Raw genomic sequence first — 18,572 nt, forward strand, 5'->3', positions numbered from 1 at the left:
CGCTGCGCGCTCAGGAGAGAACCGCCTCGCTGCGCTGACGGGGCTCGGCTTCGCCGAGCCAGGGCCGCCCTTCGGGCCGGGGTCCTTCGCTTCGCTACGGACAGTTCGGGGTTCCGCTTCGCTCCACCTCGAACAGCCTGCTTCGCAGGCTTGGGTGACCCCGTTTCACGGGGTCCGGGCTTGCGGCCCGTTGGGCGGGTCCGCTTCGCTCCCCCACCCGGGTCCTTTGGCTCCGCCTCCAGGACCAGCCCGCTCCGCGGGCGGCTGGCAGCGAGGAGATCGCGGGTGCCTCGGCCGACTCCTGGCTTGCGGCTCCCGGGGAGTGTCACAGGTGGCTGGTCTCGTCATAGAGTCGCCAGTGCCACCAGCCACCCCTGCGATGCGCCTGCCGGTAAGCGAACGGGTCTGGGAGGGTCCTACACCACAGTTCGTCATCCAGTCGTGCCAGCAGCCCCTCCAGTTCCCGGCGCGGACGCGGAGGAAGCCTATGCACGACCACCTCGAGGAGATCCCGGGCCACCGCAACGTTGTCCAGGAACTCATGCTGCTCACAACCGCAGATGGACAGTCGCAGGTACACGTACCTGCCCGGAAGAGCAAGGAAGCTGCGATAGGCAGCGAGAGCGTCTCGGGTTGCCCCGGGCCACCAACCGTCGTGCGGGCGCCGGTACTCCTCGCGATAGATCGCGGAAACAGTCTGCGAAGAAAGACGCCAACGCTTGGGAAACCGCCCGCCCCAATCGCTGATGCCTGCGTACAGCTGCCGCGGGACCACTCGTTGCGCGCGCAGTGCGCTGGGCCGTCTACGCGGCATAAGCCTTTCGGAACACAGTCATGAAATTGATCATGACACGGGCGAGACGAAACTTCCAGGCGTGATACCGATCGTCACCAAAGTGACCAGGCAGAACGTCAAAAACGTCAGTACAAAGACGGCAACCACTGTCAGTGGCAAACCCGGACTCAGAGACCACTGACCAGGGACAACCCCAGACGACACCACTGACACCTCAACGCCGAACCACCACTGACAAACGAACACAGATCATCACTTCGCGCCCTCAAGGCCGGCCCTTCGGGCCGGAGTCCTGCGCTGCGCTCCGGACGGTTCGGGGTTCCGCTTCGCTTCACCCCGAACGGCCTGCTTCGCAGGCTGAACTGACCCCGTTTCACGGGGTCCGGGCCCGCGGCCCGTTGGGCGGGTCCGCTCCCTTCCCCAGCCCCGATCCTTCCGGCTCCGCCTCCAGGAGCAGCCCGCTTCGCGGCCGTGCGGTGCTCGGATCCGCGGTTGAGCTGGGACAGGGCCACGACGGGGATCTGCAACTCCTTGGGGTTGTACCCACGGCCTACCTCACCTGGGGCTCCTCAGCTCCGCCGGCATCCTCCTGCACGACACCACCGCCCGAGCCAAAACAGTTGATCTCCACAGAAGTTGGGCCGAACCCCTAGCAAGATCACTACCCCCGTGGATGGGGTAGGGTCGGACACCCCATTGGCCACACCACCAGGGAAAACACGCATGAGCTTCACGCGCCGAATAGGCACCACCGCCGCCATCACCGCAGTACTCGCAGCAGCCGGCCTGACCGGCACCGCACACGCGGAGGAGCTCACCCCCGACAGCTCCACCATCACCGTCGACGCCTACGACCCGTCCGAAGTCATCCTGCTTAACGCACCACTCTCCAGCGGGTGGGACTACGTCGGTGCCAGCACGTTCAGATACCGCGATACCAACTTGGGCGAGTGGTTCACCGGCTACGTCTACTCGACCGGCGGCAACTTCCTGGCGTGCGTCTCGAGCCGGACCTCCTACCACAAGTACTCCCTGTGGGAGCGCGACGACACCGGCTCCCGCCGGATCTCCACTGTCACCAGCAAGGGCGGATGCCTCACCTTCAAGGGCCTCGATGCCTATGTCGACGGAGCCAACAACAAGGCGGAGTTCATGCTCTCCACCAACGACCCGCAGGGCGGGTACAGCGTCACCTACTATGACTGATCTGCCTCAGTAGCTACTGCCCAGCGCCCAGGTGAATCCTGGGCGCTCGTTGCTTCTCGGAAATCCCTGTACCGACCAGGCCAAGCAAGAACTCCCACAGACCGCTCATGAACAACAACCGCCAGGCAAGCCTGGCGGAAGCCAGCCGTGAGGCCAGGCGCTACTGATTCAAAATTTGATGCAAGATAGACTTTGGGATCTCCCACACCTGACCCTGCACCGGTTCCCCTTCCGATGTTGTCGCCGATAGGTGAAACTGCGCAGTACCCAACCAACCTGCGCAACCAGGCCCCACGCTCAAAAATCCGCAGGTCAGACAGCTGGCGTACCCGGGAACTGCGCAGATTCAGTGAGCCAACACAGCCACCAACCCGCTCAACCAATCTGCACAACCCCAGGTCAGAAGCATGACGACTGCTCAGATTCACTGACGGGCGACAGCCGGGCCGTTTCGCCGCTCAAAGGCCGAGACCGTCGAGCACGACCGCACCCGGGAGTTCCGCAAAGAGCCGGCCGGGTACGACGAGCTTGCCGCGGCGACGGCCACTGCCGATCAGGACATACGGCAAGGCGACCACGGCCGAGTCCACAAGCAGCGGCCAGTCCGCAGGCAGGCCGATCGGTGTAATGCCTCCGTACTCCATGCCGGTCAGCTCCACCGCGGTATCCATAGCCGCGAACGAGGCCTTGCGCACTTCGAGTTGGCGACGAACCACCCCGTTCACGTCGACCCGGGCCGCGGAGGGGACCAGGCAGGCGGCAAGCGCCGACTCGCCGCCGCGCTTTGTCGCGACAATGACGCAGTTCGCCGACTGCGCGAGCAGGTCCTGGCCGTAGCGCTCGACGAAAGCGCCAGTGTCGGCGATGGCCGGGTCGGAGTCGATGTAACTGATCTGCTCGGCGGGGACGGTCCCCTGCAAGGTACGGACCGCAGCGGCCACGGGCGGGGTCAGCAGGTCGAGGCAGTCAGGGGCGGGCTGGGCGTCGTCGAAGTGTCCGAGAAGAGCGTTCATGCCAGCACGTTAACAGCGTGTACGAATACCCCGGTTGGCCGTGTCGTACACGGTGGATGCGATCTCTCACTTTCATGTCAGTACGTGACCTGCACATCTCTCACCCGAAGACAGTGGATCGAGCCTCAATCTCTCACCACGTGACAGTGAGAGCGGCAGTCAGCACCTGGCCCTGACCAGTCACTCCCCCACGGACGTGAAGACCCAGGAACGCCCATCAGCTGCTCCAGCTTCGCTGGTAGGCGCCCAAGTTCCCTCCGCAGACTGTGGACCTGCCGCACGCCCGTCGGCCGTCGCCTCGTCGGCGCCTGGAGCACCGGTTCACACTGGGGTCGTGACCATGCCGAACACCCTCTTCCACTACACCAGCACCGAGTCCTGGGAGGAGATCCGCACGTCCGGCTACATCGACACCACGTCCCAGGCGGCACGCCACCTGGACGGCCAGCCCCGGCATATGTGGCTCACCGACAGCCACGGACACGACAGCGGCCTACGCAACCCGGACCGAACCATCGTCCGGATATCCGTCGCCCCGGTCCCGTCCATCCTCTACTGGCCACTGTGGCGCGAGCTGTGCGACAACCGCACCGCCGTGGAACAGGCTGGCGGCGACCCGGCAGCCTGGTACCTCACCGATCAGCCCATCACAGCCGAGCACTGGGGCACCGTGATCCGCATGGACACAGACGAAACGCTCCACGGCACTGGCTTTGTCAGCGAGTTACGGGTTCTGGCACACATTCCGTGAGCGATCTTGCTGGCTCTCCGTCAGCTGGTGGTGCGCACCACGCGAGCTGCGCAGATTGAAGGTTCACAGGAGGTGGTGGAGCCCGATTCAAGATCGTTCACGGAATGTGGGCCAGAACCGAGTTGCGGGTTCTGGCACAGATCTTGGGGAGCGGTCGCGGAGGGTGACCTCGATGTTCGATTGTTAGGAGGCGGGTTCGTGTGAGACGGCGTACGCCTTGTCGTCCAACGGCCAGAATTGACGCTCCCTCAGGTGTCTGCCAGCCGCTGCTGCGGGCGGTTGTGGATGGCGATGGTGCTGTTCATGCAGACCGATGCACCGTTCTGGGACTCGCTGGTGTTCAACGGGATCGACGATGTGGATGTCGAGACGGCTACGGCCGCGTTCGGCATGGTCGAGGTGGTGGCGAGAGGTCGTGCCGCCGGGGCTGCATGTCCGGACTGCGGTCGCTTCTCGTACCGGGTCCACGACCGTTACCAGCGCAAGCTGAAGGACCTTCCGCTCGCTGAGCAGGGCTTTGAGATCCGGCTGACGGTCCGGCGCTTCATCTGCGGAACGGCGGACTGCCCGCGCCGGACGTTCGCCGAGCCGTTCTCCCGGCTGGCCGCCCCGCACGCAAGGTTCACGACTCGGCTCAACCGCGCCCTGGAGCGAGTGGGGCTCGCGCTGGCCGGGCGGGCAGGCGCTCGGCTGGCTCCCCAGCTGGGGTTCGGCGCGGGACGGATGACCTTGTTACGCAGGGTCATGGCACTGCCTGATCCGCAGTTCAGACTCCGCGTGTGCTGGGCGTGGACGATTTCGCGATCCGTCGCGGCCAGACCTACTCCACCGTCTTGACCAGCGTCGAAGACCATCGCGTGGTCGATGTGCTCCCGACGCGTGAGGCCGGGCCGCTGGCCGTGTGGCTGGTCCGTCACCCAGGCGTGGAGATCATCTGCCGGGACCGGGCGGGCGCCTACGCCGAAGGCGCCCGGCGCGGTGCCCCCGACGCTCTGCAGGTCGCCGACCGGTTCCATCTGTGGCAGGGCCTCGGCCGGGCCGTGGAGACCTGCGTCGCCGCCCATCGCGACTGTCTGAGCAATCCTTCGCCCAGCGGCATGCTGCCGGAGGCCACCCGACTGGCTTCCGGTCGGCCGCAGGACGACTCGGTACCAGCCGGCCGGCGGGCCGAGCGGAAGAAGGCAGCACATGCCCTGGTCCACAAGCTTCTTGCTCAAGGTCACTCACGTCGGGCGATTGCCCGGCACCTGGGCTGGGGCCTCAACACCGTGCTCCGGTACGCGAACGCCGCACGCTGGCAGGACACCATCCGCGACAACCGGCCCCGACCCAGCAGGCTCGACCCCTACAAGCCCTACCCGGAGCGCCGATTCGCCGCGGGATGCACCAGCGTCACCCACCTCCACAATGAACTCGTCGCCGACAACGCACCCGTCACTTACCAAATGGTCCGCGCCCACATCGCCACCCTCCGCGGGGCTCCGGCCGACGCACCGCCCCGGCCCCCGACGGTGCGCCAGGTGACCGGCTGGCTCACCCGACACCCCACCGCGCTGAGCGAGGACGACCGCGCCGGCCTCAAGGATGTCCTGGCACGCTGCCCCGAACTGGACACGGCCGCCGGGCATGTCCGCGCCTTCGGCGAGATACTCACCGGCCGCCTCGGCGCCACACTTCTCACCTGGATCGACACGGTCGAGGCCAGCCAGCTGCCCGGGCTCAGGGGCTTCGCACTCCACCTGCTCCGGGACCTTGACGCTGTAACAGCCGGGCTCACCCTGGACTGGAGCTCGGGCAGCATCGAGGGCGCCGTGAACCGGATCAAGAAGATCAAGCGACAGCTCTACGGTCGAGCCGGATTTGAACTGCTCCGAAAAATGATCTTGCTTCAGTAGCTCCTCGCAGAGGTGTGGCTCTGCCGCTGGTCGACGCCTTCGAAGCCGGTCGCCCAGATCCCGACAGGGTGCCCACTCGGGGGTTCGTGAGTGGGGCTGACCAGTGAGTACGGAGCCGGTTGGAGGTCGTTTCCCGTGGGCCGGGTGAGTTTCCCCCACTGGCGGTGGGCAGTCGCCGTGGAGGCCCCCGATCGGCCGCGGGGACCGTGGTGCTACTTTTGCCGAAATCTGCGGAAGGGTGGGCAAGCTGGTGAACAGTGCCCTGCGGCGTGCTGCTGTCGTGGCCCTCGGCGAGCTCGGGCGAAGCAGCGACTCTGGGGACCGGGCGGACGCCGGTCGCGGTCTGGCGAGCTTTGCCGAGATGGAGGAGGCTGTCGATCCGCTGCTGGAGCTGGTGCTCGACCGCGAAGACACCTTTGTCACACGGGTGACCGCAGAAGCCTTGCTTCGACGGCAGGACAGGGCCGGACTGCTGATTGTCGCGTCCGCGCTGGCAGTCGCCAGCCCGAACCATGGCGATTGGATCCACACCGCGGTCCACGATGCATTTGCCATCTACGCCAGCGACCGCGACGACGCGATGCGGCTCTGCGAGGAGCTGACGCGGGATCCTGACGAACGCGTCGCCCTGGGAGCTCACGAGCTGAACGAAAGCCTGACCGGGATCCACTGCGTTCTTCACCCCGAATAGCGCAGGGGCACACGGCACCGTAGGCGCCCAGACACTCGACGACCGCGACTTGGTGACCACGTTGCAGTCAAGCATCCGGGCTCATGACTCCCGTTTTCCATCGAACGACACTGTCACCATCTGTGACCACTCCCCAAGATCTGTGCCAGAACCCTTCTCGGTTCTGGCACAGATCTTGGGGAGTCGTCGCAGAGCGTTACCTTGATGTTCGATTGTGAGGAGACGGGTTCGCGTGAGACCGCGTACGCCTTGTCGTCCGACGATCAGAATTGACGCTCCCTCAGGTGTCTGCCGACGGCTGCTGCGGTCGGTTGTGGACGGTGATGGTGCTGGTCATGCAGACCGATGCACCGTTCTGGGACTCGCTGGTGTTCGCCGGGATCGACGAAGTGGATATCGAGGCGGTGACGGCCGCGTTCGGCACGGTCGAGGTGGTGGCGAGAGGCCGCGCGGCCGGCTCTGCATGTCCGGACTGCGGCCGCTTCTCGGAACGAGTCCACGACCGATACCAGCGCAGGCTGAAGGACCTTCCGCTCGCTGAGCAGGGCTTCGTGATCCGGCTGACGGTCCGGCGCTTCATCTGCGGAGCGGCGGACTGCCCGCGCCGGACGTTCGCCGAGCCGTTCTCCCGGCTGGCCGCACCGCACGCACGGTTCACGACACGGCTCAACCACGTCCTGGAGCGAGTGGGGCTCGCGCTGGCCGGGCGGGCCGGAGTCGGCTGGCTGCCCAGCTTGGCTTCGGCGCGGGAAGGATGACCTTGTTACGCAGGGTCATGGCATTGCCCGATCCCACGTTCAGCACGCCGCGTGTGCTGGGTGTGGACGATTTTGCGATCCGTCGAGGCCAGACCTACTCCACCGTCTTGACCAGCGTCGAAGACCATCGCGTGGTCGATGTACTCCCGACCCGCGAAGCCGGGCCACTGGCCGCCTGGCTAATCCAGCACCCAGGCGTGGAGATCATTTGCCGGGACCGAGCCGGCGCCTACGCCGAGGGCGCCCGCCGCGGTGCCCCCGACGCTCTGCAGGTCGCAGACCGGTTCCATCTGTGGCAGGGCCTCGGCCGAGCCGTTGAGACCTGTGTCGCCGCCCACCGCGACTGCCTGCGCAACCCATCGCCCACCGGCACGCTGCCAGGCGCGACCCGTCCAGACCCCGGTCGGCCGCGGGACGACTCGGCGCCCGTCGGCCGGCGGGCCGAGCGGAAGAAAGCAGCACATGCCCTCGTCCACGAGCTCCTCGCCCAAGGTCACTCACGCCGGGCGATCGCCCGGCACCTGGGCTGGGGCCTCAACACCGTGCTCCGGTACGCGAACGCCGCACGTTGGCAGGACACCCTCCGCGACAACCGGCCCCGGCCCAGCAGACTGGACCCCTACAAGCCCTACCTGGAGCGGCGATTCGCCGCAGGATGCACCAGCGTCACCCGACTGCACGACGAATTGGTTGCTGAGCTCGCTCCTGTCACCTACGGCATGGTCCGCGCGCACATCGCCACTTTGCGCGGGGCTCCATCCGAGGCGCCGCCCCGGCCGCCGACGGTGCGGCAGGTGACCGGCTGGATCACCCGTCACCCCGCGACCCTGGCCGAGGAGGACCGGGCCGGCCTGAAGGAGGTCCTCGCACGCTGCCCCGAACTGGACACGGCAACCGGACATGTTCGCGACTTCGGCGAGATACTCACCGACCGCCTCGGATCCACGCTTCCCACCTGGATCGATGCAGTCGACACCAGCCAGCTACCCGGTCTCACCGGCTTCGCGCTCCATCTGCTCCGAGACCTCGACGCCGTGACAGCCGGGCTCACTCTCGACTGGAGCTCCGGCAGCATCGAGGGCGCCGTCAACCGCATCAAGAAGATCAAAAGGCAGCTCTACGGCCGAGCCGGATTCGGACTGCTCCGCAAGATGATCCTGCTCCAGTGACACCAGCCGTGGCAGGATGGCCTCATGTTGATCCGAAAGGGCGATGCCGCGTAGGCGTCCCAAGGCCGTCCGTGCAGAGCGGTGGCGGCCACGATGGCAGTATCCGGTCCTGAGGGTCCGCGGTGTCTCCGCGCGGACTCGTGCAGCGATCCGCCAGGTCGAAGACCAGGAGATGTGGCCCAACGCGGTCGCGAATGCGCTCTCTCGCTTCGAGTGGGCCTTCAAGCAACCTGGCCGCTACCTGAACGCCTCCGAGGCTTGTTCGCCTGGGATAGAGGTGGAGGACGCTCGTGACGATCTGGAGCGGGCGATGCTGCACCTTCCTCCCGGAGCCAAACGGGACTTGGATCGACTGATCACGCGCATCGATGAGGAATTCGAGCGCCGCACCTTGCCGGAGCCCAACTACATCGAGTGGGCAATGGACGGCTGGTGGTGGACCAGGATGCGTGAACGCTGACGGACCCGGCCTCGTGTCCCTTCGCTGGAATCGAACGACACCGTTACCGTCCGCGACGGCTCCCCAAGATCTGTGCCAGAACCCGCTTGAAACCTACGCAGCCAGGGACGCGAAACGGGACCTCAAAGGGAACCCGGAACGAGACTCCAAAGAGGACCCGAAACGGGACCCCCCGTCAACCATGGCCCCGCGCCCGGATCACGGTGGCGAACTACTCACGGGCGGGGCCAAGGTGATGAGACTCCTTGAAAAACGGCCAGACCTGCTTCTCTTCCTCACTTGTTCCAGGTTTGGAGCGTCTGGGGAAGGTGGGGAGCATGAGCGTGTTTGAGGGGCTGCCGACCGTCAGGTCGGCAGCGCCCCTGGTGATCGGTGAGGGTTGTCCACGGACATGGCCGCGTCCTTCTGGGTGGACATCTGACTTCCCTGCGGGCGGACACCTGATCTCCCTCTGCGGTGTGACTTTTCGTCCCTCGTGTGGCTGAGCGCCAGCTGGCATTCTGACTCCATGAGCGATGACCAGCCGCCGTCTTCTGGGCTTCCTGCCGTTGAGCCCGTGCGCCCTTGCGACTTTTGCGGATGCCTGGTCGTCGAGGGGTCCATTGACGAACGCGACTGCCCCGCGTGTGGAGACGCGGAAGACGTCGACGAATGACGCGATCGCGCCTCGGCTGGGTCAGCTCAGTGGCTTGACGCCTCTGCCCGTGGTTGCCTGGGTGAGCCGGAGGCTGGTGCCTTCGGTCAGGACGATGTGCGCGTGGTGCAGGAGCCGGTCGACCGCGGCCGTGGCGAGCGTCTTGGGCATGATCGTGTCGAAGCCCGAGGGGTGGAGGTTCGAGGTCACGATCACCGAACGCCGTTCGTAGGCTGCGTCGATGACCCGGTAGAACGCCTCGGCGGCCGCCTGGCCGGATGGCAGCATCCCGATGTCGTCGAGGATGATCAGGTGAGCCCTGGTGATCTTCGCGATCGCCTTGGCGACGGTGTTGTCGACGGTGGCCCGCCCGACGTGGGCCGTGAGCGATTCGAGACTGAACCAGGCGACTTGCATGCCCCGGTCGATGGCCTTGTGGGCCAGGGCCTCGGCGAAGTGGCTCTTGCCGGTGCCCGACGGGCCGGCGATGGCGAGGTTCTCAGAACGGCCGATCCACTCCAGCGTCATCAACGCCTGCTGGGTCGGGGCCGGGATGGAGGAGTCCTCCTCGCGCCAGGAGTCGAACGTCTTGCCGGTGGGCAGGTTGGCCTGCTTGCGGTGGCTGCGACGGGTGGCCGCCTCACGGCCCTTGATCTCTTCTTCCAGTAGGATCCGCACGACCTCGGCCGGGTCCCAGCGTTGCGAACGGGCCGTGGCCAGCACCGACGGGGCGGCCTTGCGGAGATAGGGGAACCGCATCCGCTTCAGCACGTTCTCCAGCTCGGCCGGGATCGGCGGTGGGGCCGGTGGGGAAGGCAGCGGGGTGGGTGCGGGAGCCAGGGCCTCGGCGGCCGGTTCGGTCGTCGGGTCCAGCAACGCGATGCCGGTCATGGACGCAGATTCCTTTCGGCGGGGCCGCTGTTGGTGCGGCCGAAGTCAGCCCATGCGGAAGTGCCGGGCTGAACGGAGTGGGCCTCGTCCGCGACGACGAGGTCAGCGGGACGGACGCCGGACTTGCGGTGGGTGACGATCGACAACAGGTCGTCCTCGGCGAACCGGCCCGCGGTCGCCGCCAGACCGAGGGAGATATCGACCTCGGCGACGCCGACCAGGGCGGCGAGCTCGACGGCGGCGGCCATCTTCACCCGCATCCGGGTCGTTCCGGCCGCCGCGGCCTCGATCAGCCACGACTTCGCCCCTGGCCCGAGCGCCAGGAAGGCGGTCTCAGCGTCGTCGACGGGCTTCGGCCGAGGAGGCTTGGGCGAACCGTCCATCTCCTGCGGATGGTTCGGATAGTGGGCGGGGTCGATGACCGGCCGTCCGGGCAGAGCGATCTGGTGCCGGGCGACCTCCGCGAGCCCGGCGGGTCCTTGCAGCCACTCGGGCCGGCGGACGAGACGGGCCAGATCGGTCACGACCACCAGCTCGTCGCCGTCGACGCGGACCCAGGCTTCCTGCCCGACCAGACCGGCCGGGGTCGAATACCGGACCGACCCGAAGCGGACCGTCTGGTCCCGCAGCACCTGGCGGGACTCGCCGAGCGCGAGAGTGTGGGGTTCGACGGGCAGCGGATGCAGGCGGGTCCGCTCGATGTCGAGCATCGAGGCGGGGGTTCTGCCGGTCTCGCGGTGGATCCGGTTGTTCACCATCTGGCAGAAGATCGCGCACTCGCCGCGGAGTTCGGCGAAGCTGTCGTACTCCTTGCGCAGATTCGCCGTCGTCGGCACCAGGTCCGCCTTCGCGATCCGGACCGTCGCCTCCGACCCGCCCTTCGACTCGGGGTCGAACGGGACACATGTATGGACCTGCATCCCGTAATGCCGTCCGGTCGCGACGACTTCGGGGTGACGGACCGCGACGCCGGCGACCCGGTCGATCGTCACCGTCTTCTCGTTGTCCGTCAGCGCATACGTCGGAGCCCCGCCGATCGCCCGCAAAGTGGAATCGATGCAGGCCACCAGGGTCGGCAGGGTCCGGTCCCAGGTCGGGATCACCACCCGGAACCGCGACCAGGCCAGCCAAGCGCAGAACAGCAGCGTCACCCGCGGCTCGCCGCCGCCCGGGCCGGGAACCTTCGGCCCCCAGCCCCAGTCGAACTGCAGCCACAGCCCCGGCTCGGTGATCCAGGGCCGGTAAGTCCGCTGTTTGCCGGCCCGCCAGGCCGCCTTCGCCCGGGCCACCGCCCGCCGGGTCGTGCGCTCGTCGCCGGTGAACCCCAGCAGGACCAGGCGCTCGTGGAGCTTGTCCGCGCGGACCCTGCCCTCGGAGCGTTCGACCCATTCCTCGATCTTCGGCATGAACGGGTCGATCATCTTCGGCCGCTGGACCGGGCCGGTGACCGGCCGACCGGTGTCCCTCATCCGTGCGTACCTCCGCACGGTCTTCGGATCGACCCCCGCCAGCACAGCCGCCGAATGCGCGCACTCGGTGGCGTCCAGGGCCTCGAAGATTTCCATGATCTCCCTGTCAGACTTCTTCAACGTCCCTCCGGTGGATTGGTCTCAATGCCAGGCAGCACTGAGCCAACCGCCGGGGGGATCGTCTGTTCGGAACCGACACGAATGGGTCCACGGAGAGGGAGATCAGCTGTCCGCAGAGAGGGAGCTGTCCTGTCCGCCTACAAGGATCTTGCGCTGTCCGCTCTCAAGGGTCCGGGGATATCGGGCGTGGTGGACCGGAACAGCTTGTGCCAGAGACGATCGCGCCGTGGCACCTGACTTGCAGCTCAGTCCGTGCGTCGCGGCTTCGTCCCCTTCTTGTGGCGGGCGGGGCGGCTGTATGCCTCGCCAGTGGCGAGTACTCGGCCTACGTCGTGACGGGTAGCCGGGTGGCGGTTCTTGGAGCCAGGTGGTCGTCCGGGACCGGGGCGAGTCGGTTTCGGTGCACCGGCTGGGGGCCCGTCCTCGCGCGCAGGTTCCTGAACCCCCGCCACACTCGGTCCGCGGTCAGCTTGTTCGGTGGGGCTGGCTTCTCCGCCTGCCGGGTCATCCAGCGGCTCCGGCCGTTGCCGACGATGAAGCCGGCGCCGCGGACCGTCGCGGATGTCGAGCGGTTGTGGATCGTGGACGGAACACTGGTCCAGGTCTGTGACCGCACCGTCGGTGCCTCGAGGCGTAACTACCGCCTCGGTAAACGTGCAGGTCGCCATCGACGCCGACACCCCGCTGGTCGTTGCCTCGGCCCGGCCGGCGCCCGAGAACAATGCCGACGCCCACGTCTGGCGGGAGTCTGACCTGCCAGCCTCGGCGGCCAGGACGACGCTGGTCGCGGACGGTGCCAACCTGGGCACCACTTTGATCGTCCCGCAGTAGAAGGGCCGGACGGTCCCTCAGTTCACCCTTGAAACTTTCCCACAAGGATCTTGACTTCGGCGACTTGTGCATCGAGGGCAGCCTTTATCTCCGTGAGCTCCTTTGAGTGCTCGGCGATGGCGGCCTGCTGGTATGACGACTCCGCCGCGAACCACACACCGACCAGGTTCGTCTCCTGCTTGCACGCGACATCTGCCTTGGCCTGAGCGATCTCCGCGCCGCTCGGCTCGGCAGCGCTCACGGACGGCGCGGAGGCTGCGTGCAGAGGGTCGGTCAGCTCGTAGCCTCTGAGCTTCATACAGTTCGACCACTTCTGGAAGATGGCGGTCACGCGGCCATCCGCCACTGAGTCGGTGAAGCTCTTGGCCTTGATTTCGTTGACCAGGCCGGCTGCCTGCCATCGTCGCGCCGTCATGACCCGCTCAAGTTCGGTGAGGCAGCCGTTCTTGGGTACCGGTTGACCCTTGTACATGGTCGCCGGAGCCTGGGTGGTGGGGTCGGTACCGGTCAAAACGATCAGGGTCTCCGGGGACATGTCGCCGAGTCGCTGAGGCTCGCCAGTGGGCGCTGTGGTCCCGGTCTGGCGCCGAAGGTGGTATCCCCATTGCGAAACGGTGTCCAGGTCGGTGACGCCATAGCGGCGGTAGAGCACGGAGTAGGCGGACGTGATCACGCTGCTGTCCGTGGCCGGCTTGGCCGGGACCGGGTAGTCGAGTCCGAAGCGCACCATGCAGGACCGGATGGCGGCCCTGTTCACCCAGTCCAGCTGTGCTGACTGCATGGGCGTAGGCATGTAGGTCTCGATGGGCAGATGCAGGCTCTCCAGCGGTGCCGCAGGCGATGCGGACATGACTATGGGCGGCTTCTGCGCTGATGTGGAGGGTGACGTGCAGCCGCTTGCCATGGACAGTGCGCATACGCCGACTGCAGCCATGCGGTGAAACCTTGTGGGGAACATGGAAATCCTCAAAGCGGCCAAGGTGGTCATCGGGGCCGTCCACCGCCTCGTGTCGGCGGACGGCCCCGATGTCACGGACTATCGGAGAGCGTCAACGCCGACGCCGGGGCAGTTCACCGGGTCGTAATAACCGATCGAGGCCTCGTTGTTGCGGAGGTTGGAGGTGAGGTTGCCGCCTCGGTACGCAGGGACCCAGTTGACGTCGCCGACGTAGTTGGGATAGACCCAGATTCCCAGTCGGCACGCCGTCGAGTTCTCCGCGGACGCCGCGTTGTTGCGCACCTGCTGCCCCGCACCGGCCGACCCGTACCCGTCATCCGAGAAGGTCCCATCGATCGCCGCGTCGTAGCTGAAAGAGGTCCACCACATCGCACCCTCTGCACCCGGGGAGTAGTAGAGGCAGACGTCCTTGCGTTGGATGTTCACGCTACAGCGGACGGGTGCCGAGGCGGTGTTCCAGCCGCTGACGGTCGACTCAGAGGCGCTGGCCTGACCTGCCCCGGCAATGAGGCCCGAGGCAGCTACAACGACCGACGCAGCGGCGATGGCGAGGTTGCGGATGGCCGATCCGACGATGAAGCCGGACTTGGCAACGGTGTTCCCTATCAAAGTTCTTCCTAGGAATCTCGATGTTGCTGCTCGCGCATGCAGACCTCAAAAGAGTGCAGTGATGCCCGATGCTCCGTTGCCCGGGGCGGTCCCACGGTTGTTGGAGTCCTGGCGCGTCAGGTGCTCGGGGTAAGACTCTGGCAGCCTAGGGGCCCACTGGACCTCGTAGATTTACCCAGCGTGCGGACTTCCTTGATCATGCGTGCAAGTGCGGCTCCGGCAGGTGGGCTCCGCGAGGGCTGCGTTTGCGTTTATGTCCGTACCCCGTGCGGCGCCGCTGCAGGCAGCCACCTGCCCGGGAGGCGGAAGGTGCCGATGGACTATTCGGAGTCCTCCTCGCCGCGCACTTGGCTCGCCTCGGCGAGAACACCGCCTGGAAGGACGCCCTGTCCTCCGCCGCGGCCCGTTCCAGGCAACCGCCTCGGCGAGGACTTCCTGAACATCTCCACCGCGGGACGGGCTGTGATCGCCCGGCACCGCAGGGCTGGCACGGATCGCAGTGCGGCCGCGCGTCGTAGCGGCGAAGAGCCCGCGTGAAGGTCGAGTACCCGCCCCGATATCCCAGTTCGACGACCTCGTCGAACAGTGCGCTCGCCCAAAGATGCGGATCGTCGGCCAGCCGCTGACGGCAATAGTCCAAGAACGACACGAACCCATCCGGCGCCTGACGGCGCTGGCCGGCTTCCACCTCGCCCTTTAGATACGCGCGGATCGTCTTGCGATCACGCCTCAGATGCCGGGCGATCGCCGAGATCGTCCAGCCCTGGCGACGCAGAGCATGCGCGTCCACGTCTTCCTCCCGCGTGAGCATCCGACACGGGCCTCCGAACAGGGGGCTGCGACCCGACCGCCGGGCGGCCGCACCCGGTAGACGCCGTCCTTGCCGGACCGGATCACTGCGACGTGGTCCTCGATCCACTCCAGCACCCGCTCGATCGCGCGCTCGTGCGCGGCCTCGATCGCCAGCCGGGTCCCCTCATCCCCCAGGGCCCACAAGAGGTAGATCGTCGGCTGCGGCCGGAAGACGAAGTCGAAGCCGACGACCTTCACCCGCCGCCCCAGCGCCCCGGCCCGCCGCGCCATCTTCGGGGAGTCACCCATGGCAAGCCGTTCGTCCACGAGCCGCTCCGCGTCCGGGTGTCGGCCTCCCTCACCGAAGAGGTTGCGCAGCTGCTCCTCGGTGACCTCCTCACCCGCCACCAGCCCGAGAGCGCCGAGCCCGAGGCCCATCCAGCGCCCGACCGGGACACCAGCCTCTTCCTGAGCCTGCCTCAGCGGCGTCCGCCTACGGCGGCGCCCGTCACCGACGACAGTCTCGCGCGTGTAGTACCGGTACATCTGCCCAGCCGTAATGATCTTCGCGTCCACCATGCAGACCACGCCACACCGCCCCGACCTGCAAGGAAAGGGCTGGCGGAGATCTAGCCCGCCAGGCGGGAAGCGGCGCCAGCCCCGGCAGCGAATGTCATCGCTCTCCGGTCCCAACTCCCGCACCCCGGTAACTCACCAATCCACGCACCACTCAGCGCCCGCCGGGCCGCACTCACCGGTGACTCACCACACCGAACGCAATCGAGCACGACCAAGCACACCGGTGACCCGAGTTCACCGCACACGCCCTTCCGAACCCCGCCCTCCAGCACCGGGGGCTTCGTGCTTCCCGGAGGAGACTTCGTGCCGACCGTCGAGACGCTCCCCCGCTTCACCGCCGGCCTTCGGCACCTCACCCCGCCCAGCGCCGGCGCTTCCGCCGCGTCGTCCTGGAGTCCTTCGCGCCTGACCTCCGCACCGGCCAGCCCTTCCGGCCGGGCTTGCAATCAAGGGCGTCCGCTGTGCTCCGGGCGTCTACGAACTCACCTGGGCGCCGGACGGGCGCGCGACGTGGTCGTACGGCCGGGAGCTGCGCCGCGGGCCGGGCAGCCGTGCCACCGGTCGTGGGCCGGTGGCACAGCTGCTGCGGCGGAAGGCGCCTACGCATTCGGTACGGCGGCCTGACCGGACCGGCCGAGGGTCAGGTCAGTTCCAGACTTCGCCGTAAAAGAACCCACCCGTGCCCTTCAAGTAGTAGTGCTGCCCGTACAGTCCACCCGTGCACGCTTGCTGCCAGCGGAAGCCGTTGGTCGCGATGGAGCCGACCATCACCCCGGTGTCGCCGTCCCAGAGTTCGGCGCGCCCCCAAGAGGCCAGAGCGTTGTGCTTCCCGCCGAAACAGACCTGGTGGTTGCCATTGGCCGGGATGGGGGAGCTGGTGCAAAGCGTCCCGCCCGAGGTCGAGCAGGAAGCGGACGCGGCGCTCGCCGGGGCGGCACCGATCAGCCCGAGGGCGGCTACCGCGGTAGCCGTCATGACCGCCTGAACGATTTTCTTCTTCACGGCAACTCCATGTGTTTCGGCAAGGTTGTTAGGACGTCACCGAATCTAGGCAGGAGTTGATCACAGCGCTGAACCGTCAGCGCGGGATCCCTTAACGCTCAGCGCGCGGAACTCGGTGGGGCTGATTCCGTACGCCTCGCGGAACGAGCGGCTGAAGACCACCGGGCCGCTGAAGCCCCAGCGGGCGGCGATGGTGTGCACCGGGTGGGCACCGAGATCGGGGCGGCCGAGGTCGGAGCGGCACTGCTCCAGGCGGCGCCGACGGATCCGGACGTGGACGCTCTCCTCGTGGCCTTTGAAGAGCTGGTGGAGACTACGCACCGAGATGTTGTGGCGGGCGGCGATGGTGGAAGGGGTCAGCTCCGGGTCGCCGAGGTTGTGCTCGATGAAGCCGTAGATCCGCTGCAACAGGGCCTGTGCGCGGACTTCGGCGGGAAGATGCTCCTCAGAGTCCAGGTGCTGGGCCAGGCAAGCGGCTGCAAGGTCGAGGGCGACCGTGCCGAGATGACGCAGCTCCTCTGGTGTGCACTGGGGGCCGTGGTCTTCCAGGGCCGTCAGGAAGGAGGCCAGGATTGCTGCCATGCCGCGACCGCCCTGTATGCGGCGGGCGAGCAGTTGGTCGAGGCGTTGGCTGCGCAACGGCAGAACGTCCCTGGGGATTTGGAGGACGACCACCTGTACTGGGCCACCACCGGTCAGCTCAGCCTCTTGGGGCCGCGAGGTGTCCCACACCAGGAAGTCATTGGTTCCGGCAGTGCACTCGTTCCTGTGCTGGGACAACGACGTGACGCCCTGCCTCATCAGCGCCAGCTGATACTGCTCGGGGTCGCCGCGCCGGATCATCGCGGCTGTGCGCCGTGAACGCAGGGGCGAAAAGGCGAACCGCGCCAGACGGAGTTCTCCCAGGTCCAGTGCGGCAGCCTCGGCCTGGAAGTCGGCGGGCCGCTCGCTGCTGAGCACAGAGGGCATCACCTCACGCGAAATCAGATCGGAGAACCACTCGAAGCGTTCCCTCGCGGGCACCCCGCCCGACGACACTACTGACCACATCCACGCCCCCCAGTTTGAAGTCTCAGCGGGAACCAAGGATGCAGCGACGGGATCTCTGCCGGTACATGGTTCGATCTCCCGCGTGGCGCTGGGCTTCAGCGCCTCACCCCCGCCCAGCGCCGGCGCTTCCGCCGCGTCGTCCTGGAGTCCTTCGCGCCTGACCTCCGCACCGGCCGGCCCTTCCGGCCGGGCTTGCGTGTGAAGGGCGCGCGGGTCGCTCCCGGCGTGTACGAACGCGCCTGGGCGCCGGACGGGCGCGCGACGTGGTCGTACGGCCCCGGGAGCTGCGCTGCGGGGCCCAGCCTATCGTGTGGCGCCGGATCGGCGCCCACAACATCATCCCCCGAGGCCTGACGGCCTGGCGTGACCCTCAAACCGGACTGGGACGGCAGCACTCAGCTTGTCGTTTATCGTCAATGCCGTTGACTTTGGGGTGATTTGGCGGTTCAACAGATACCAGGGGGTGGTGTCTGATGACCGCTCGGTTGGTGGACCGGATCGGGTTGGGGGACCTGACGGAGGTATATCCGCCGGAGCTGGTGGACGCGGCGTTGGCGAAGTTCCGGACCCGTGAAGTGCGGATTCGGCTGCTGCCGCCGAGGTTGATGGTGTACTTCGTGCTCGCGCGAGCGTTGTTCTCCGGCGAGCCGTACCGAGAGGTTCTTCGGACGCTGGCCGAGGCGGTGCGGCGTGAGGACGGGTGGGGTGCCTGGCGGGTGCCGGACAAAGCGGCAGTCTTCCGTGCTCGCCAGAACCTCGGGGTGGAGGTGCTGCGTGAGCTGCTGCTTCATGCCGGGGCAGCGGTGGCGGACGAGCGGACGCCCAGGGCGCTCTGGCGGGGCTTGCGGCTGATGGCTGTCGACGGGACGACGCTGCAGGCCGCCGTCTGATCTTCCAC

At 67.1% G+C, this 18,572-nt stretch carries 18 protein-coding genes; 10 read left to right on the forward strand and 8 right to left on the reverse strand.

What is annotated here, in order from left to right:
* Positions 1 to 1,519 precede the first annotated feature (1,519 nt).
* Positions 1,520 to 2,002: a hypothetical protein gene (locus OG625_RS00005; protein ID WP_329375647.1), complete on the forward strand. Its 483-nt coding sequence runs from the start codon at positions 1,520 to 1,522 to the stop codon at positions 2,000 to 2,002.
* Positions 2,003 to 2,460: 458 nt separating this feature from the next.
* On the opposite strand, the gene OG625_RS00010 is transcribed toward OG625_RS00005, so the two are convergent.
* A complete protein-coding gene (locus OG625_RS00010) occupies positions 2,461 to 3,015 on the reverse strand; it encodes a YbaK/EbsC family protein (RefSeq protein WP_329375649.1) in 555 nt (184 codons plus the stop codon).
* Positions 3,016 to 3,349: 334 nt separating this feature from the next.
* Between OG625_RS00010 and OG625_RS00015 the strand changes: the two genes are divergently transcribed.
* The 7 genes from OG625_RS00015 to OG625_RS00045 all read left to right on the forward strand — a co-directional run bounded on the left by OG625_RS00015 (position 3,350) and on the right by OG625_RS00045 (position 8,739).
* The gene (locus tag OG625_RS00015; RefSeq protein ID WP_329375652.1) at positions 3,350 to 3,766 is read left to right on the forward strand and encodes a hypothetical protein; all 417 of its coding nucleotides are present in this window, start codon (positions 3,350 to 3,352) and stop codon (positions 3,764 to 3,766) included.
* Between the two features lie 252 nt (positions 3,767 to 4,018).
* Positions 4,019 to 4,603: a transposase family protein gene (locus tag OG625_RS00020; RefSeq protein WP_329375654.1), complete on the forward strand. Its 585-nt coding sequence runs from the start codon at positions 4,019 to 4,021 to the stop codon at positions 4,601 to 4,603.
* Positions 4,600 to 5,661 (forward strand): transposase, encoded by a 1,062-nt coding sequence (locus OG625_RS00025; RefSeq protein WP_329375656.1) that lies wholly within the window; start codon positions 4,600 to 4,602, stop codon positions 5,659 to 5,661. The genes OG625_RS00020 and OG625_RS00025 overlap by 4 nt, the downstream gene beginning before the upstream one ends.
* Positions 5,662 to 5,899: 238 nt before the next feature.
* Positions 5,900 to 6,352 (forward strand): hypothetical protein, encoded by a 453-nt coding sequence (locus OG625_RS00030; RefSeq protein ID WP_329375658.1) that lies wholly within the window; start codon positions 5,900 to 5,902, stop codon positions 6,350 to 6,352.
* Positions 6,353 to 6,687: 335 nt separating this feature from the next.
* Positions 6,688 to 7,110: a transposase family protein gene (locus OG625_RS00035; RefSeq protein WP_329375660.1), complete on the forward strand. Its 423-nt coding sequence runs from the start codon at positions 6,688 to 6,690 to the stop codon at positions 7,108 to 7,110.
* Positions 7,111 to 7,217: 107 nt separating this feature from the next.
* Positions 7,218 to 8,279, forward strand: a complete 1,062-nt coding sequence (locus OG625_RS00040) for a transposase (protein ID WP_329375662.1) — start codon at positions 7,218 to 7,220, stop codon at positions 8,277 to 8,279.
* A 172-nt stretch (positions 8,280 to 8,451) separates the two neighbouring features.
* Positions 8,452 to 8,739 (forward strand): hypothetical protein, encoded by a 288-nt coding sequence (locus OG625_RS00045; protein WP_327286506.1) that lies wholly within the window; start codon positions 8,452 to 8,454, stop codon positions 8,737 to 8,739.
* Positions 8,740 to 9,415: 676 nt separating this feature from the next.
* Here the strand turns inward: OG625_RS00045 and istB are convergent.
* Together istB and istA are read right to left on the reverse strand one after the other, a co-directional pair.
* A complete protein-coding gene (istB, locus tag OG625_RS00050) occupies positions 9,416 to 10,264 on the reverse strand; it encodes an IS21-like element helper ATPase IstB (RefSeq protein ID WP_329375665.1) in 849 nt (282 codons plus the stop codon).
* The gene (gene istA, locus OG625_RS00055; protein ID WP_329375667.1) at positions 10,261 to 11,829 is read right to left on the reverse strand and encodes an IS21 family transposase; all 1,569 of its coding nucleotides are present in this window, start codon (positions 11,827 to 11,829) and stop codon (positions 10,261 to 10,263) included. The genes istB and istA overlap by 4 nt, the downstream gene beginning before the upstream one ends.
* A 678-nt stretch (positions 11,830 to 12,507) precedes the next feature.
* Between istA and OG625_RS00065 the strand changes: the two genes are divergently transcribed.
* Positions 12,508 to 12,684 (forward strand): hypothetical protein, encoded by a 177-nt coding sequence (locus tag OG625_RS00065; protein WP_329375668.1) that lies wholly within the window; start codon positions 12,508 to 12,510, stop codon positions 12,682 to 12,684.
* 22 nt (positions 12,685 to 12,706) lie between these two features.
* Here OG625_RS00065 and OG625_RS00070 read toward each other — a convergent pair whose 3' ends face one another.
* The 5 genes from OG625_RS00070 to OG625_RS00090 all read right to left on the reverse strand — a co-directional run bounded on the left by OG625_RS00070 (position 12,707) and on the right by OG625_RS00090 (position 17,674).
* Positions 12,707 to 13,618, reverse strand: a complete 912-nt coding sequence (locus OG625_RS00070; protein ID WP_329375670.1) for a hypothetical protein — start codon at positions 13,616 to 13,618, stop codon at positions 12,707 to 12,709.
* A 102-nt stretch (positions 13,619 to 13,720) separates the two neighbouring features.
* Positions 13,721 to 14,251, reverse strand: a complete 531-nt coding sequence (locus tag OG625_RS00075; protein ID WP_329375672.1) for a peptidase inhibitor family I36 protein — start codon at positions 14,249 to 14,251, stop codon at positions 13,721 to 13,723.
* A gap of 729 nt (positions 14,252 to 14,980) precedes the next feature.
* A complete protein-coding gene (locus OG625_RS00080; RefSeq protein ID WP_329375674.1) occupies positions 14,981 to 15,622 on the reverse strand; it encodes a relaxase domain-containing protein in 642 nt (213 codons plus the stop codon).
* Positions 15,623 to 16,267: 645 nt separating this feature from the next.
* Positions 16,268 to 16,624 carry a hypothetical protein gene (locus tag OG625_RS00085; RefSeq protein ID WP_329375676.1) on the reverse strand — a complete coding sequence of 119 codons (357 nt, stop codon included), beginning with the start codon at positions 16,622 to 16,624 and terminating at the stop codon, positions 16,268 to 16,270.
* A gap of 60 nt (positions 16,625 to 16,684) precedes the next feature.
* Entirely contained in the window at positions 16,685 to 17,674 is a 990-nt protein-coding gene (locus OG625_RS00090; RefSeq protein ID WP_443067850.1) for a helix-turn-helix domain-containing protein, read from the reverse strand.
* A 473-nt stretch (positions 17,675 to 18,147) separates the two neighbouring features.
* Between OG625_RS00090 and OG625_RS00095 the strand changes: the two genes are divergently transcribed.
* Complete coding sequence (locus OG625_RS00095) at positions 18,148 to 18,564, forward strand: transposase domain-containing protein (protein WP_329375680.1); 417 nt, start codon at positions 18,148 to 18,150, stop codon at positions 18,562 to 18,564.
* The last annotated feature ends 8 nt before the right edge of the window (positions 18,565 to 18,572 follow it).

It is taken from the genome of Streptomyces sp. NBC_01351 (assembly GCF_036237315.1).
GTDB lineage: Bacteria > Actinomycetota > Actinomycetes > Streptomycetales > Streptomycetaceae > Streptomyces.

Excerpts from the sequence above, each read along its gene's own strand:
- OG625_RS00005 (WP_329375647.1), top strand. The coding sequence starts at position 1,520 with ATGAGCTTCACGCGCCGAATAGGCACCACCGCCGCCATCACCGCAGTA.
- OG625_RS00010 (WP_329375649.1), bottom strand. The coding sequence starts at position 3,015 with ATGAACGCTCTTCTCGGACACTTCGACGACGCCCAGCCCGCCCCTGAC.
- OG625_RS00035 (WP_329375660.1), top strand. The coding sequence starts at position 6,688 with ATGCAGACCGATGCACCGTTCTGGGACTCGCTGGTGTTCGCCGGGATC.
- OG625_RS00045 (WP_327286506.1), top strand. The coding sequence starts at position 8,452 with ATGTGGCCCAACGCGGTCGCGAATGCGCTCTCTCGCTTCGAGTGGGCC.
- istB (WP_329375665.1), bottom strand. The coding sequence starts at position 10,264 with ATGACCGGCATCGCGTTGCTGGACCCGACGACCGAACCGGCCGCCGAG.
- istA (WP_329375667.1), bottom strand. The coding sequence starts at position 11,829 with ATGGAAATCTTCGAGGCCCTGGACGCCACCGAGTGCGCGCATTCGGCG.
- OG625_RS00070 (WP_329375670.1), bottom strand. The coding sequence starts at position 13,618 with ATGGCTGCAGTCGGCGTATGCGCACTGTCCATGGCAAGCGGCTGCACG.
- OG625_RS00080 (WP_329375674.1), bottom strand. The coding sequence starts at position 15,622 with ATGGTGGACGCGAAGATCATTACGGCTGGGCAGATGTACCGGTACTAC.
- OG625_RS00090 (WP_443067850.1), bottom strand. The coding sequence starts at position 17,674 with ATGTGGTCAGTAGTGTCGTCGGGCGGGGTGCCCGCGAGGGAACGCTTC.
- OG625_RS00095 (WP_329375680.1), top strand. The coding sequence starts at position 18,148 with ATGACCGCTCGGTTGGTGGACCGGATCGGGTTGGGGGACCTGACGGAG.